Annotated in this window: 13 protein-coding genes; 12 read left to right on the plus strand and 1 reads right to left on the minus strand. The window is 35.1% G+C overall.

All coding sequences use genetic code 11. The annotated features are described in order from the left end of the window. Positions 1 to 25: 25 nt before the first annotated feature. From HOG71_10425 to HOG71_10480, 12 genes are all read left to right on the plus strand, one after another. Positions 26 to 2,389 carry a TonB-dependent receptor gene (locus tag HOG71_10425; protein MBT5991253.1) on the plus strand — a complete coding sequence of 788 codons (2,364 nt, stop codon included), beginning with the start codon at positions 26 to 28 and terminating at the stop codon, positions 2,387 to 2,389. Between the two features lie 21 nt (positions 2,390 to 2,410). Then, the gene (locus tag HOG71_10430) at positions 2,411 to 2,815 is read left to right on the plus strand and encodes a hypothetical protein (protein MBT5991254.1); all 405 of its coding nucleotides are present in this window, start codon (positions 2,411 to 2,413) and stop codon (positions 2,813 to 2,815) included. Positions 2,816 to 3,227: 412 nt separating this feature from the next. After that, the gene (locus HOG71_10435; protein ID MBT5991255.1) at positions 3,228 to 5,579 is read left to right on the plus strand and encodes a TonB-dependent receptor; all 2,352 of its coding nucleotides are present in this window, start codon (positions 3,228 to 3,230) and stop codon (positions 5,577 to 5,579) included. Between the two features lie 9 nt (positions 5,580 to 5,588). After that, entirely contained in the window at positions 5,589 to 5,990 is a 402-nt protein-coding gene (locus HOG71_10440) for a hypothetical protein (GenBank protein MBT5991256.1), read from the plus strand. Between the two features lie 31 nt (positions 5,991 to 6,021). After that, positions 6,022 to 8,361 carry a TonB-dependent receptor gene (locus HOG71_10445; protein MBT5991257.1) on the plus strand — a complete coding sequence of 780 codons (2,340 nt, stop codon included), beginning with the start codon at positions 6,022 to 6,024 and terminating at the stop codon, positions 8,359 to 8,361. Between the two features lie 10 nt (positions 8,362 to 8,371). Then, a complete protein-coding gene (locus HOG71_10450) occupies positions 8,372 to 9,340 on the plus strand; it encodes a hypothetical protein (protein ID MBT5991258.1) in 969 nt (322 codons plus the stop codon). A gap of 10 nt (positions 9,341 to 9,350) precedes the next feature. Continuing rightward, complete coding sequence (locus HOG71_10455) at positions 9,351 to 10,385, plus strand: 4Fe-4S binding protein (protein MBT5991259.1); 1,035 nt, start codon at positions 9,351 to 9,353, stop codon at positions 10,383 to 10,385. Beyond that, complete coding sequence (locus HOG71_10460; protein ID MBT5991260.1) at positions 10,378 to 11,676, plus strand: 2-hydroxyacyl-CoA dehydratase; 1,299 nt, start codon at positions 10,378 to 10,380, stop codon at positions 11,674 to 11,676. The genes HOG71_10455 and HOG71_10460 overlap by 8 nt, the downstream gene beginning before the upstream one ends. Further along, a complete protein-coding gene (locus tag HOG71_10465; protein ID MBT5991261.1) occupies positions 11,673 to 12,470 on the plus strand; it encodes a CoA activase in 798 nt (265 codons plus the stop codon). The genes HOG71_10460 and HOG71_10465 overlap by 4 nt, the downstream gene beginning before the upstream one ends. A gap of 348 nt (positions 12,471 to 12,818) precedes the next feature. After that, positions 12,819 to 13,700, plus strand: a complete 882-nt coding sequence (locus HOG71_10470) for a restriction endonuclease (protein ID MBT5991262.1) — start codon at positions 12,819 to 12,821, stop codon at positions 13,698 to 13,700. 153 nt (positions 13,701 to 13,853) lie between these two features. Then, the gene (locus tag HOG71_10475) at positions 13,854 to 14,300 is read left to right on the plus strand and encodes a DUF3795 domain-containing protein (protein MBT5991263.1); all 447 of its coding nucleotides are present in this window, start codon (positions 13,854 to 13,856) and stop codon (positions 14,298 to 14,300) included. A gap of 56 nt (positions 14,301 to 14,356) precedes the next feature. Next, positions 14,357 to 14,992 carry a hypothetical protein gene (locus tag HOG71_10480; protein ID MBT5991264.1) on the plus strand — a complete coding sequence of 212 codons (636 nt, stop codon included), beginning with the start codon at positions 14,357 to 14,359 and terminating at the stop codon, positions 14,990 to 14,992. Between the two features lie 2 nt (positions 14,993 to 14,994). Here HOG71_10480 and HOG71_10485 read toward each other — a convergent pair whose 3' ends face one another. Continuing rightward, positions 14,995 to 15,426, minus strand: a complete 432-nt coding sequence (locus HOG71_10485) for a hypothetical protein (GenBank protein ID MBT5991265.1) — start codon at positions 15,424 to 15,426, stop codon at positions 14,995 to 14,997. Positions 15,427 to 15,518: the final 92 nt, after the last annotated feature.

The raw sequence follows: 15,518 nt of genomic DNA on the forward strand, positions 1-15,518 counted from the left end.
ATTTATCTGTACGAAATAAAATAACATGAAATCTAAAATTTACTCAGTTGCCAGCTTTTTAGTGATTATTTGCATCCTTATTCCTAAGCTTAGTTTGGCACAACAATCGGTTGATATAAAAGGAGTTGTTATTAGCTCAGAGTCTCAAAAAGCAATTGGAGGTGCCAATGTAATTTTGTCGCCAAGCTATTTTGGTTCTGCAACAAATTCTAAAGGAGAATTTAAAATTTCCAATGTCAATCCAGGTACGTATAAAATAACTGCTTCCTATTTAGGATATAAGCATTTTGAAAAAACCATAACAGTTTCAGGAAAAGATCTTGTTGTAAATTTTTCATTGTACAAAGGACCCATTATATTATCCCCAACTGAAATCGAAATTAAAGGTGCTGCTACCATGCCTCATGCAAAAATGAAACTTACACAGTCGATGATAGAGGAAGAAGCAACCCGTGATATTGGTGATTACTTACGATTATTTCCTGGGATATCTGGTATTCGAAAAGGTGGTTCCAACATCGATCCAGTGGTTAGGGGATTCAAATTTGACCAATTGAATATTCACATGGATGGAGGTATTCGTATTGAAGGAGGTTGCCCAAACCGTATGGATCCAACTTCAGCCCATGTCGAAATGGAAGACATCGATAATATCGAAATTATTAAAGGCCCTTATGTGTTAAGATACGGCCCCACATTTGGAGGAATTGTAAATCTGGTAACAAAAAAGCCAAGCCCTTCTTTAACAGGTGACTTTGAAATTCATGCCCGAGCGGTGAAGGGTTTTGAAACCAATTGGAGAGGAGATAAAGAACATTTGCAAATTTTTGGCGGTACCGATAAAGTATATTTCTCATTAGCAGGAGCACAACTGCGCTATGGTGACTATTTAGATGGTAAAGGCGATGCAGTCAGCTCTGGTTTTCACAAGTGGAATTACAATGGTAAAATCGCTGTTCGACCCTGGAAGAATCATGAGATCATGTTCTCATATATTGAATCACATGGACGAGATGTGAAATTTGCAGCCTTACCCATGGACGAACGTTCAGATAATACACAAGTAATGGCTTTGGATTATACGGCTAAAAAGATTTCTGACAATATTGAAGATATTAAAATAAAACTCTACAGAAGCTATGTTGACCATATTATGGACAATAAGGAAAAGTCATTTGGCGACACCGTTGCTGCAGTTTCAGCAATTGATCCTACAGTGATTGGTGGCCGGGCTGAAATAGGATTAAACCTTGGAGAAGGTCATATGTATATTGGAACCGATTTTGAAACTGTTGAGAAGTTTGGAACCAGAACAAAAAATTTCTATGCTATGCCTCCAACTCCAGCAGGTTCTTTTCTGATTTATGTAGAACCATTGTGGGCAAATGCTAATTTAATAAACAATGGTGTATTTGTAGAGTATAGTAATAAATGGGATAGTTGGGAGTTCATATCTTCCATGCGTTTCGATTATAATCAGGCCAGTTCTGACACTATCCGAATATTCTCTCCAAATGGTAAAATCCTTAAACTGGAAAATGGGGAAACAAATAGTGAGTATGCCAATTTCTCTGCTAGTGTAGGAATTAATAAACATCTCAACGAAAACCTTTCCGTAGGTTTAGGAATTGGTCGTGGTGTACGCAGTCCAAATATGTTAGAGCGATACATTATTTTATTACCTGTTGGCTTTGATACATACGATTATATTGGCAATCCATCTTTAAAACCTGAAGCCAATCATCAAGCTGACTTAAATATTAAATATGAAAATGATGACATTGGTGGGTTTTATGTGAATGGATTTTACTCCTATGTAATTGACTATATCTCTGCACATGAAATTACAACCTATAATGGAAATCCAATTTTAGCAAATACCAATGGTGTACTTGGCGTAAAAGAGTTTTACAATGTCGAAGATCCGGTTTCTTTTACCGGTTTTGAATTCTCTTATGCCACACCAAGCAAATTCAAATTAGGAGGCCAGGTTATAGCATCCTACACACAAGGAACATTTGGAAGCAATTACCTGAAACTGGATAAAATATTAAATGATCCCTTAAACGAAATCCCTCCATTTGAAGCCAATGTTTTGGTTAAATACAAAATGTTCAATAATAAGCTAATTCCAAAAGCCGGACTAAGAATAGTTGCTGCACAAAACCGAGTATCCGAATCCTTTATAGAATCTGCAACGCCTGCTTTTACTTTACTTGATTTTGGTTTAGTATACAAGTACTCAAAATTTCTTACAATCACAGGTGGGATTGACAATATTTTAGATACTGAATACTTTGAACATTTGAACCGCAGAGCACTTGGAAGCTCTCAAAGTATTTATGAACCTGGTCGTGTACTTTTTGTTAACATGATCGTAAACTTATAAATTCGCTTTAAATCAATTGTTATGAAAAAGATAAAACATATAACCTCCATTTTAATAGTGATAACATTTTTTGCCGGAATTAGCTCTTGTGAAAAAGATGTAAATCCTCGAACTGTTGATTATGCTATCAAAGGGCTTTCATCAGAATACAAAATTTCTTATACGATAAATGGTGAAAATTTCAATAAAGTAATTCAGGGTAAAGACACCGTGATTTCATTTCTATCAAACAAAGGAGAAGTATTGTATTTTGATATAAAATATAAAGATGATGTACACAAAATGTCAAATTTTGCAGCACTGATTCGTGTTAATAAAACAATTTTTAGAGAAGCATATGCTTACGACATGAAATGGGCAGATTCTGCTACAGTTAATATTCCATACCCCTTTGAAATAATACTACGGGGAACTGTCCCTTTCTAATTTGAAAACGGTGAGCAACCGGCTAGCAATAGCCGGTTTTTTTTAAAAAAAGACCAGATAATTATAATAATAAATAGAAATAATCAGTTTTTAGTGTAACACGTAGGCGCTTTAAGAAATACTGCTAAATAATGTGACAATAGCACCTATTGCACAAACTTCCAACACAAAATAAAAAGAACCTAAGAGCCCTTAAGCACATATTTATGGGATAATTTCTTTTCTAAACTCCCCACAAATAAATTCTCATATTAGCTTTTTTTTCGTTTTAAAAAAGTTATTTTGGCTACAACTCTCGAAAATAATTCATTTATTTTTTTACCCACTCAAAATAGCAAAACTCATGGTTACTTTTGATAACTAAAACAGACTAAAGAACATTACAACCGATTAGTGTCTTTAAAATATTGAAATGATTAAGTCAAAAAAAATAGTCCAAATTGTTATATTCTTCATAGCCTCCTTATTGTTTGCAAACGCTCTTTATGCTCAGAAACAAGCCAGCATTACAGGAGTTGTAATTGATGGTGATTCAAAGAAAATACTTGAAAGAGCAAATGTTCAATTAAATCCAACAACAATTGGAGGCGTTACAAATGAGCATGGTGAATTTCATTTAAAAAATATTACTCCTGGAAACTACACTATACAAGTAACATTTATGGGCTATAACCCAATTTCCAAAAAGATAACTTTATCTGCAGGAGAAACCAAAGTCATTAGCTTTTCAATGGCAACAACATATTTTGAACTTAGTGAAGTTATTATTAAGGATTGGGCACAAAAGCATGTTCCTTATGTAAAGTCTGATCTGTCAAAAATTGAAATAGAAGCACTGGGAACCCGCGACTTAGGAGATTATCTTCGTTCAGTTCCTAACGTTTCAGCCATCCGAAAAGGTGGTACTCAACTTGACCCGGTTGTGAGAGGATTCAAATACGATCAACTTAATGTACGAATTGATGGTTTTTTACGAATTGAAGGAGGATGCCCTAATCGTATGGATCCAAATGTTTCTCATATTGAAGTGGATGATATTGAAAAAATTGAAATTATAAAAGGCCCATATGCATTAAAGTATGGACCTGCTTTTGGAGGTTTTGTAAATATTATCACAAGCAAACCTACACCATTTGAAAGCAGCAAATTTGAAGTTCATGCCCGAGGAATTAAAGGATATGAGAGCAGCTGGAATGGCACAAAAGACAGAATAAATGTTAAATTAGGCAACAATAAGGTCTACTTTAACCTTTCAGGCAACAATCAAAAATATGGTGACTACAGAGATGGAAATGGATTAACAGTTCCATCTAAATTCAGAAAATATTCTTTTACAGCTGAAGCCGGATATAAACCTAAAAAAAATCATGAGTTTCTATATTCATATGTTACATCTCATGGTAGAGATGTAAAGTTCGCTAGCCTGCCCATGGATGAGCGCTTGGATGACACCTGGCTTATGTCGGCTCAGTATATTATTATGAAGCCAACTGAAAACATCAAGAAAATACAATTCAGGGTATTTGAATCCAATGTGCACCACGTAATGGATACACGAGAGAAATCTATTTCTGACACAGTGCTGGCAGTTTCAACAGTAGATGCTATTGTAAAAGGTGTTTCTGCTGGAATGGGATTAAAAGCTGGAGATGGAGGAACATTGATAGTTGGTGCTGGATTTGAGCATACTTTTAAAGATGGCAAACGGGTTAAAACCATGTATAAAATGCCTGCTGAGCCATTTATTCCAACAAAAATTGAGAATTTGATGAATGCTATCATCACCAACTTTGGAACAGTAGCTGAATTTGAAAAAAAGATGGAAACAATAACCTTGGTTGCAGCAGTCAGATTTGATTTGAATTCTGCAACTTCAAATCCGATTATTGTTTACAAAGCTGGATCATCTGCAATACAGGATACTATCTCAGAAGTAAAATCACAGTTTGCTAACGTTAGCTTCAGCTTTGGATTAAACAAATACCTAACAGAACATTTAACAGCTGGTATCGCTATCGGCAGAGGTGTTCGAAGCCCTAATATGTTGGAACGATACGTAAATTTACTGCCAATTGGCTACGACAACTATGATTATTTAGGAGACCCGGCCATTAAACCTGAAGCTAATCATCAAGCCGATCTCACTTTTAAATATGAAACAGATGAAATTGGAAGAATTACTTTGAATGGATTTTATTCAGTGGTTACAAATTACATTTCGGCTCGTCAGATTCCTCCGGCAGAATACCTCCCCAACTCGACAGGTGTATTAGGTGTAAAAGAATTTTACAATGCAGACTTGGTATTTTTCAGAGGAATTGAACTCACATACTCAACTCCATCTACCTATAAATTAGGAGGTTCTGTTATCGCATCCTACACACACGCTACCATGTCATCTGCTTGGGACAAACTTCTTGAAATTAAGAATGATGCGTTATACGAAATTCCTCCATTTGAAAGTACAATTTCAATTCACTACAAAATGCTTTCTAACCGACTGGTTCCAAGAGCTTCCATTAGGTTCGTTGCAGCTCAAAACTATGTTTCAGAAGCGTTTCATGAACAGCCAACTGCTGGTTTTGTTGTGGGAAATGCAGGAATAACCTATAAGCACAGTGTAATTGTAAGTATTTCAGGTGGTGTCAACAATATTCTCGACACCCCTTATTTCGAACATCTCAGCAGAAGAATGATCGGTTCAAATAGAGATTTCTTCGAACCCGGAAGAATCTTCTACATTAACTTGATTGTAAATATTTAATTGAAAATCATGAAAAATTATTATAAAGTTATTGGACTCATATTGATTCTGTTAAGCGGAATGCTATTTCTTTCCTGTGAAGAAAACAAAGAAGACGTTTCAATAACATATGCAGTAAAAGGCTTAAGCTCTGATTTTAATGTCACTTTCCTCAATGAAGATGAAGAAACTATTCGGATAGACTCCGTATTGACAGACGATTGGAATTATTCTTTCATTGGAAATAAAGGAGACATCGTATATATCTATGTTCGCTACCATGAGGATGCAAGCTTATCCAGCAACTTTTACGTAGGCATAGAAGTAAATGGTAAAGCCTATAAATATTCAAACTCATTTGATAAAGACTGGGGAACCGCAGGTGGAAAATACAGGTATCAAATCATTCGCTCAGGAACTGTCCCTTTTTAAAATTTTCAAAAACAATTAATCTTTAGTTCATATGAAAAACTTACGCATACTGATAATCGTACTAGCTGTATCAGTACTATCAACCGTCAACCTTTTTGCACAACATAGCCTTAAAGGGAAAGTAATTGACAATGAAACAAAAGAAGGTTTAATAGGAGCCAGCATTCAAATTGCTGGAACAGAAATTGGAACAGCTACAAATGTTCAAAGCGAATTTGAGGTAAAATCTAAAGTTGCTTTTGATCTAATCATTGTTTCATACACAGGATATGAAACAAAGAAAGTTGCTGTTTCAGGTGATTTTATAATTATTGCTCTGGAACCAACAGCCATTGAGCTCGATCAAACCATTGTTACAGCAAGCAGAGATCAACAGGACAGAAAAGATGCATCTGTATCGATGAATAAAATTCAGAAAGCTGAGCTCAAAGAAATAAATGCCAATTTTCATAGTCAGGTGTTAAGTCGGGTTGCCAGTATTCATATTGCAGATTTTGGGAATGAGCAAATGTCGATCAGTATACGTGAACCACTTTCATTTTCCAGAAGCCATGTGGTCATACTTGAGGATGGAATTCCTATTGGTCCTACAGCACTTACTTCAGGTGGCGATATTAACAATATCAACCTTCATGGTATAGGGGCTGTTGAAGTTTTGCGAGGTCCAAATTCATCACTTTATGGAAGTGAAGCAATTGGAGGAACAATAAACTACCTTTTATCTAGTCCAACATTAGTTCCAACTGCAGGTTTTACACTTATTGGAAATGATTTAGGTTATAAGAAAGTTGGATTTAATGCTTCAAACACTTTTAAAAAGTTTGGAATTGCAGCATCTGGCTATTGGGCTCAGCGCAGAAATGGATACAGACAACATTCCGATATGGATAAACTCACTTTTACACTGAAAGCAGAATATTTGTTTTCTTACAAAACAAAACTAACAGCAGCTTTAACCTATTTTGATTTCACAACCGATTTTGCAGGAAGTCTGGATAGTGCAGAGTTTTATACTGATGACTCGTATAACCAACATACGTTTGCTTATGTCAACAGCAAAGGATTAAGATCTTATATAAGATTAGATCATTATTGGAACGAAAACAGCAAAACATTTTTCACAGCTTTTGTGCGAAATTTCAACGAAGAAGAAGTCCCAACTTACAGAATCCGAGCAATTGCTTATTATCCTACAACCAAATATGCAGGTGAATTTGTTGACGAACAATACAATAGTGTAGGTTTAATTGCTCAGCACAAACAAAAACTTAAATTTCTGAACTCATCTTTAATTGGAGGTATTAGTTCTAACTACACCCCTGAATTGTACTACAGCGAAGTAATTGATGTCACCGAAGAAAATGGCGTTTATACCGATTACAAAATGACAGGGCCGGAAATTCAGGATTTCAATGCAGTTTTGCTCAGTTCAGCAGCCTACCTGCATTATGAAATTACTCCTATTGAAAAAATGAAAGTACTGGCTGCACTGCGCTACGACCGATTGGATTATATCTACGACAATCATTTAGATCCAAATGATATATCAGGTGCACGCGATACGACTGATGCATTCCAGCATTTAAGTCCTAAAATTGGTTTGACGTATGATTTAGGCAAAAACCGTGGTTTCTATGCAAACTATAGTATTGGTTTTGCTCCTCCATCATTTAATCAATTATACAAAACAACAAAGGTTCCTGTTCTGAAACCTTCAACCTATTACAATTATGAATTTGGTGGCTGGTATAGTTTTGCCAAAAAGAAAGGATCGGTTGATATTAGCTTGTATAGAGCTGATGGTAAAAACGAAATCGTAGAAGTGTATGAAGGAGGTGCATCTACTTTAAAAAGTGTAGGTGAAACAAGACATAGCGGAGTAGAATATACATTTAAGTACAAATTCCTTAAGGATTTTAACTTCCGATTTTCTGGCAGCAATTCTATACACGAATACATTTCATTTGACGAGGGTGCCCATGATTACAGCGGTAATGAAATGAGCATTGCTCCTCATTTTATCGCAAACTCATCATTAACCTATAAACCGCTAAAAAACAAACTAAAGGGATTATGGATAAGTGCTGAATGGCAATATATTAGTGAATATTACATGAATGAAGACAACTCAGAAAAATATGGTGGTTATAATTTTGGCAATGCTCGTTTAGGTTATACATTTAAAAGTGCAAGTATATGGTTCAACGTATTGAATGTTACCGATGAATTATTTGCAGCAAGAGCAAGCAAATCCTATTATGGGAACCCAACTAACCCCATTATTGTCAGGAGCTATTCCCCTGGAATTCACAGAACATTAGAACTGGGTATATCCTATAACTTCACTGGAAAGAAAAAACAAACAAAATAAGCCTACATACATGTATACAAAACTGAAAACTGTCAGTATTATCCTTTTGTTATTCATGAGTTCATGCTTTTGTTTTGCACAAGAAAACATTTGGTTATCAGGTGATCCACCACCTCAGGCAAAGCGCGTGGTTAGGCCTTCAGGTATGCAACATTATATGGCTTTTCGAAACAACAGAGGTCAGGAAAAACTAATTCTTTGGCCACGTAATGGAGACACACCAAAAGGTTCATCTTACATTGACTCTTTTAATACTGAACCGGAAATATTTGTTGTTTCTCCAGCTGGCGATTTGCTTGAATACAATTTATCAACTTCAGATAAAGGCTTTGCACTAACCTATGCTTTTGATTTGGAAGGCTACCATAATATTTATTTCCTTTGGAAAGAAGTGCGAGACGAAACCTTGTTTGTTCATGTTGCAAAAGCTGAACGATTAAACCATAAATGTCAAAATGGACATCGAAGTATCTCAGGTAAAATCAAGGTAAAATCTTTTCCCGAAATTGTTCCGTTTGAAATAATCAGGAACAGGTTTAAACCTACTGAAGATTTTCATTTAATTCTTGCATCTGGAAATGTTGCTAGTTTTAGTGCTTTGGAAAACAATGAAGCAATTGAAGATGTTGAATTCATTTTTGTCACAGAAAAAGGCTGGTCAAAAACAGTTAATGCAAATGAAAAGGGAATAGCCGAATTTCAGATACCTGAAGACTATTTCTCCAAAATGAAAGAACTAAACAAGGATGAAACATATCACTTTTTATTAACAGCAAAATATTCAAACAGTACAAGTGGCGAATACCAAGGAAAAGCCTATAGCAAAATTTCTTATGTATGTACCTATGCAGGCGATTATGAGCCAAGCCCATCCTTATACAAATCATCCTTCTGGCCTATCATCATCATCCTATTTTCAACACTGGCAATAGGCTCATTTATTTTTTATAGCAGAAGCAAACGAAGACGATTTTATTAAAACGATGCAGATGAATAAGATCAAACATAAAATCAATCTTGCAAATATCTCACGATTCAGAACCATTATTCAAATTCTGAGTTTCATACTCATTATGTATGGTGGCTATGCAGCAATTACGATCAGCGAGCGCATTCCTACTTTTGCCTGCCCTTATGCAACAGGAAGCGCAGGAACCTGCTATCTTATTGCCATGCAACATGGACTTCACATTACATGGGCTGATTTTGCCAGCTATAGGGGATTTGGTTTTTACACAGGACTTTTGATTTTCCTTGCCTGGTTTATTGTTTTCAATAAGTCGTGGTGTGGATTTGTTTGTCCACTTGGAACCATACAGGACTGGATTACAAAATTGCGCAAGCTGCTGGGCATTGCTTTCACAAAATACGATTCTAAATTGTTTAAAAAACTGAGGTTTATCAAATTCATTGTATTGGGTTTGCTCATTTTGATTCCCCTTGGAATGAGTAACTCACTTTTTGGATTACCTCACTTTTCTCATGACTTGGGAGCTCCTTTCTGCCAGATATGTCCTGGCAGAACGGTTCTCCCTTTATTTACAGGTAGCACATCTGAATTATTCATTGATTTTGCAAACAATACAACCATATTCATGTCTACTTTGGGTATCATAATTTTTGTCACTTTCATTATTGGATCATTCTTTAAAAAGAGATTCTTTTGCTTTTTCTGCCCTATGAGTGCTTTGCAATTTTTGTTTAGCAGAATCGGATTATTGAGGATGACAAAAGTGGGTAGCGTATGTACAAAATGTGGGAACTGTTCACGGGTTTGTGATATTGGAATTGAACAAATTGCAGAAGACATCACCAGTAAATTCATTGTAAAAGACGATTGTATGATGTGCTTCAAATGTGTAGAAGCCTGCCCAGAGAATGATTGTTTGAAAGTATCCTTTGCAGGTATTTCTATTTTGAACTCAACAGATGAAGGATTTTTTAAACGCTATTCAGACAGTAAAACCTTCAAGATTGATACAGATAGCAAGGAATTAATTGACCAAAAGAAGAAAAATGACTAAAAATAAATCCCAAAATACAATTTCGCGCTACGAAAGGATGAAGAAAACCTCCACCGTTCATTTGGCGATGGAATATGCTAAAAGCTTGAAAGAAGTTGTCGATGATTTCCCTTACAATCCCGAAAGCATGTATTTCTTTTATGACAGAATGAATGCGTTTTTGGATGCTGAAAACACGGATTTAGCGAATAAGAAAGTCATTGCTACTTCCTGTATTTTTGTGCCTGAAGAAATTATTTATGCTTTGGGAGCAATACCGCTACGCATTTGCAATGGGGCATATTCCTATGATCAGATAGGTGCTGAATTTATGCCTGCCAAAGCATGTCCTTTAGTCAAATCAACAATTGGACAACTTCACGTCAATAATTTCCCAATGGGTGCCAAACCACAACTCATTGTTAACCCAACTTCTTGCGATTATAAAAAGAAAATGCCTGAAGTAGAAACAGCTTCTGAAATTGAGTTTTATACGCTTGAACTACCCGCTACAAAAGAAACAGAAGCATCCAAAAGTTATTGGATACAATCAATTGATGCTTTTATAAAAAAACTGGAAAAAACAACTGGAAATAAACTAACACGTAAAAAGCTCAAAGAAGCCATTAATTTAGTTAGTCAGGCTCAACAGCAATATCGCAGATTGCACACCATAAGAAAGCAGGGCCCTGTTATTTGGGGAAAAGATGTTATTCTACTATCCAATAGTTACTTCTTCGAAGACATTAGAAAATGGACTGAACAACTTGAAAAACTTAATGATGAACTAGAAGTACGAGTTGAAAACAAGCAATATGTGGTGAAGGAAAATGCACCAAAAATTTTGCTTACCGGTTCACCCTCTATTTTTCCTAATTTGAAAACACCCGTATTGATTGAACAAATGGGCGGACTCATTGTAGCCGATGAATTTTGTTCCTCCAACCGTTTGCTTTATGATACAGTGGCTGTGGATGAATGGTTTTTATACGACATGATTCCGGCATTAGCCGATCGTTACCTCAAACCTTGTACTTGTCCGAATTTAACTCCAAACACTGATAGAGACCGAAAACTCATCAATACAGCAAAAGAATTTAGCGCTGATGGAGTCATCTATCAGGCTTTTGCCGGATGTCAGTTATATGAAATGGAATCGCTGCGTATTGCTAAAAAGTTAGAACAAGAAGGCATTCCCATGCTCTACATCGAAACAGATTATAATCCTGATGATTTAGGTCAGTTATCAACCCGAATAGAAGCTTTTCTCGAATCCTTAAAAGCAAAGAAATCTAAAACTCAAATAGCATGAACATCTATTGTGGCATCGACATAGGCTCCTCTTCCATAAAAATAGCTTTGCTTAACGAAGAGGTGAAACTCATTGCCCATTCCATCTCTCCCACCGGTAGTAGTTTCCGTAAGAATGCTACGATTGCATTGGACAACCTTTTAAGTAAGCATCAAATCAGTCAGACTCAAATCAAATATGTTGTTTCAACTGGCTATGGACGCAAGTTATTTCCAACTGCAGATGAAAACATCAGTGAAATTACTGCCAATGCCACTGGTAGTAAGCATTCATTTAAAAATCAATCGGTTTTAAGGAGCATTATTAATATTGGAGGACAGGATTCTAAAGTCATTGTTTTGGATGCAAATGGTTATGTTAAAAACTTTGTAATGAACGATAAATGTGCAGCAGGAACCGGACGCTTTTTGGAAATGGCTGCACGTAATCTGGAAGTAGATATTGATGATTTAGGAGAATTGCATTTTGCCAACAAAAAACCACCACTGGCTGTAAACTCAACCTGTGCTGTATTTGCTGAATCCGAAATTATATCATTATTAGCAGCAGGACATGGGAAAGAAGAAATTGCCTCAGGCATACATTACTCCATTGCCAGACGTATTGCCCGATTAGCATCACGAGCAGGAATAGATGATGCTGTTTTGTTTGATGGAGGAACTGCCCTCAATAAAGGTATGCATGCCGCTTTAGAAGATGAACTTATGCGCGATATTTTCATACCTGAGCATCCTCAAATTACCACGGCAATTGGTGCAGCACTATTGGCCAAGCAAGCAGTTGAAAACAAATAAATTACCATTTAATGCTGTCATTCCTGACAAGCGAAAGCATGATCAGGAATGTCTACCTCCACTTTGTCATTCCTGACGAAATGAAATGCAGATCAGGAATCTCCAAATCCTATTTTCAACCAATTCGTTATCTAAAATCCAAAAAAAGATTCCAGAATGACGAATTCACATCATATTTTGTATTTGAAGCATACAATTAAATCCTTACATTTGTGTAAACACAATATGAAGAAATTGCCAAATACTACTTGGTAATCCCTTTGGGAAAACCAGTATTTTTCTTGATAAGAATAGTTAATATGGCCATTGTGTACTATTTATTGCTGAACCATAGAGTAAATGAAAAACATGGAAATTCCAAAATTTCACGAAACATTTAACCCTATCCTTGAGATACTGTGTGACGGAAAAACTTATCATTCAAGGGAATTAATTAATCAAGTAGTTGCAAAATATTATTCTCATCTGCCCAAAGAGTTATTAGAGCAAGAGACAAAAAGTGGCGACATACTATTATCTAATAGAATAGCATGGGGGAAATCATATTTGAAAAAAGGCGGTTATATTGAATTTCCTAAGCGAGGTATGGTTAAGATAACTGATAAGGGTCTTAATTCATTATCTAAAAAATTAGAATTAGAAGAGATTGAAGGTGATGAAAATTTTCTTGACTTTTATACAGAAGAAAAGAATAAAAAGAATTTTAAAAATAGCAAGATAGAAAATTCCACACCTCAAGATTTAATTGATTCAGGATTTTCACAAATTGAAGCAGGAGTCAAATCTGAATTCTTAGAAAAACTGAAAGTTATTGATCCTTTTTATTTTGAGAAAGTAATTTTGATATTACTTAAAAAAATGGGATATGGTGATTTTATTGAAACCTCGAAATCCGGTGATGGAGGGATAGATGGTATTATCAATGAGGATAAACTCGGACTCGATAAAATTTATATTCAAGCAAAAAGATATGGCGAAAATAAAGTTAGAGAGAAGGATATTAGGAATTTTATTGGAGCCATGAGTGGGGATACAAGCAAAGGGATTTTTGTAACAACATCTATATTTCATGAAGGAGCTATTAAAAAAGCATATGATGCACACCATACTATCATTTTAATTGATGGAAATAAATTAGTTGATTTACTACATGAATTCAATGTTGGCGTTCAAATAAAATCTATTTATGAATTAAAGGAGTTGGATTTAGATTTCTTTGATGGAGAATAAATAAAGCATTGCATATTATCAACAGCATGATCAAAAACCTTCAAAAATATAATCAACTCTCTCGCTCTTTTTAGAATACTGGTTCCCGAAAAAGATAAAAAACAAATTCAGAAAACATTGAATTAAGATTTCATCAATAAAAACACAATTTCTATTATGGAAAACATTGCTTATTGTGGATTATATTGTGGAGAATGTCCCAATCACACAGGTGTTATAGCCGACTTATCACGTGACTTAAGAAAAGAACTTCGTAAGTATCGTTTTGACAAAACTGCTGAATTATTAGCTGAGATACCTTTTTTTAAAGACTATAAAAAGTATGATGAATGCTATCAGGTATTAGGTGCAATGGTTAAAATGCGTTGCAATAAAACATGTCGAAATGGAGGTGCTAATCCAAATTGCAAAATCCGAAAATGTGCTCAGAAAAAAGCATATGATGGATGCTGGCAATGTGAGGAATTTGAAAGTTGCGAAAAGCTCCAGTTTTTAACAACCAGTCATGGTGTTGCACACCTTAAAAATCTTAAAATTATTAAAAGAAAAGGCACTGAAGAATTTGAAAAAAGTGAAAAACACTGGTATAAAACAAACTAGAAGAATTTCAAGAAACACTTTGTCGTATCTTTACAATAGAATAAAACAAAACTATCATGACAAAACAATTATTATCTTTCATTACAATAGCTCTTTTGCTTTTATCAGGATGTCAAAATAAGGATACAACTGAGGAATCATTAATAGAAACTGAAGAAGTGGCTGACGAAAATTTAATGGAAAAAAGTCAAGAATCAGCAGATGAAGAAATTCAGGAATACGGACTCCTTAAAGCTATTGAAGATGGTGTTTACCCCATGTTTATTCTAACTATTGAATTTCCAGAACGAAATATGACTGCTGACTTTAACCTCAACATTGAAGAAATTTCGCTAGATCACACATCACTTTATGAACTCAAAGATAAATATGTGACTTTATACTATTTGAGCGAGATGGAGAACATGCTTGCTTATATTCAGTATGAAGGAAAATCATTACTTGGTGAATACGCTCCTGAAATGGATCCTGAATGGAAAACAATAAGTGGAGTTTTGAGTGGAGCAGAAAGCGAAACGATGAGTGACTTGCCTGACGAAATAATTGTTACGACAAATGAAGGAGAGAAAATTAGTTTTAAAGAATACATTACACCCGAAATAGTTACCGCTAATGGGAAAGAGGTTGACGTATTTTATACCATAAGAGGAACTGAAACAATTACCAAGCTGGTAGCATCTGATTCCGATTAGTTTTAATGATTAAAAAATGGATGTGTCCAGATTATTACATCTGGGTTTACATTTTTAACCTGTGAGAAGAATTCTTTATTGAAAGAAGAAAAGAACCGACATTTATGCTCTTTTCCTGATTGTTCTTTATAAGTCAATATCCAAAAACGCCCACCATTGACCTTTGTTCTACTTCTTTTTATACTTATAATGGATGAGAAATGTATCGCCTTTTCTTTTGTCCCATGAATGATATAAAAGTTTTCACTGTCGTGTTTAAGTCTTCGAAATCGGCTCAATAAATAAAACATCCCAAGGCAAATTAAGAAAAAGATAAAATTTCGGAATCGGTTAATATCTGTATCTATTATTTCTAGAACAATGCCTAATACAATTGGGATAAGAATAAATCGCGTCCACCGGATACCATAGGTAATTGTTTTTCTATTCTTCATAGGCTAACAAATTTACAATAGCCCGAGCTAAGCAGCAATATAGTGAATCACAAAAAGACAAAAGTCTATATTGTTTAAAAATATATATGAAC

It is taken from the genome of Bacteroidota bacterium (assembly GCA_018698135.1).
Classification (GTDB): Bacteria; Bacteroidota; Bacteroidia; order CAILMK01; family JAAYUY01; genus JABINZ01.

Coding starts and splice junctions, on each gene's coding strand:
- HOG71_10425 (MBT5991253.1), top strand. CDS start 26: ATGAAATCTAAAATTTACTCAGTTGCCAGCTTTTTAGTGATTATTTGC.
- HOG71_10430 (MBT5991254.1), top strand. CDS start 2,411: ATGAAAAAGATAAAACATATAACCTCCATTTTAATAGTGATAACATTT.
- HOG71_10435 (MBT5991255.1), top strand. CDS start 3,228: ATGATTAAGTCAAAAAAAATAGTCCAAATTGTTATATTCTTCATAGCC.
- HOG71_10440 (MBT5991256.1), top strand. CDS start 5,589: ATGAAAAATTATTATAAAGTTATTGGACTCATATTGATTCTGTTAAGC.
- HOG71_10445 (MBT5991257.1), top strand. CDS start 6,022: ATGAAAAACTTACGCATACTGATAATCGTACTAGCTGTATCAGTACTA.
- HOG71_10450 (MBT5991258.1), top strand. CDS start 8,372: ATGTATACAAAACTGAAAACTGTCAGTATTATCCTTTTGTTATTCATG.
- HOG71_10455 (MBT5991259.1), top strand. CDS start 9,351: ATGAATAAGATCAAACATAAAATCAATCTTGCAAATATCTCACGATTC.
- HOG71_10460 (MBT5991260.1), top strand. CDS start 10,378: ATGACTAAAAATAAATCCCAAAATACAATTTCGCGCTACGAAAGGATG.
- HOG71_10465 (MBT5991261.1), top strand. CDS start 11,673: ATGAACATCTATTGTGGCATCGACATAGGCTCCTCTTCCATAAAAATA.
- HOG71_10470 (MBT5991262.1), top strand. CDS start 12,819: ATGGAAATTCCAAAATTTCACGAAACATTTAACCCTATCCTTGAGATA.
- HOG71_10480 (MBT5991264.1), top strand. CDS start 14,357: ATGACAAAACAATTATTATCTTTCATTACAATAGCTCTTTTGCTTTTA.
- HOG71_10485 (MBT5991265.1), bottom strand. CDS start 15,426: ATGAAGAATAGAAAAACAATTACCTATGGTATCCGGTGGACGCGATTT.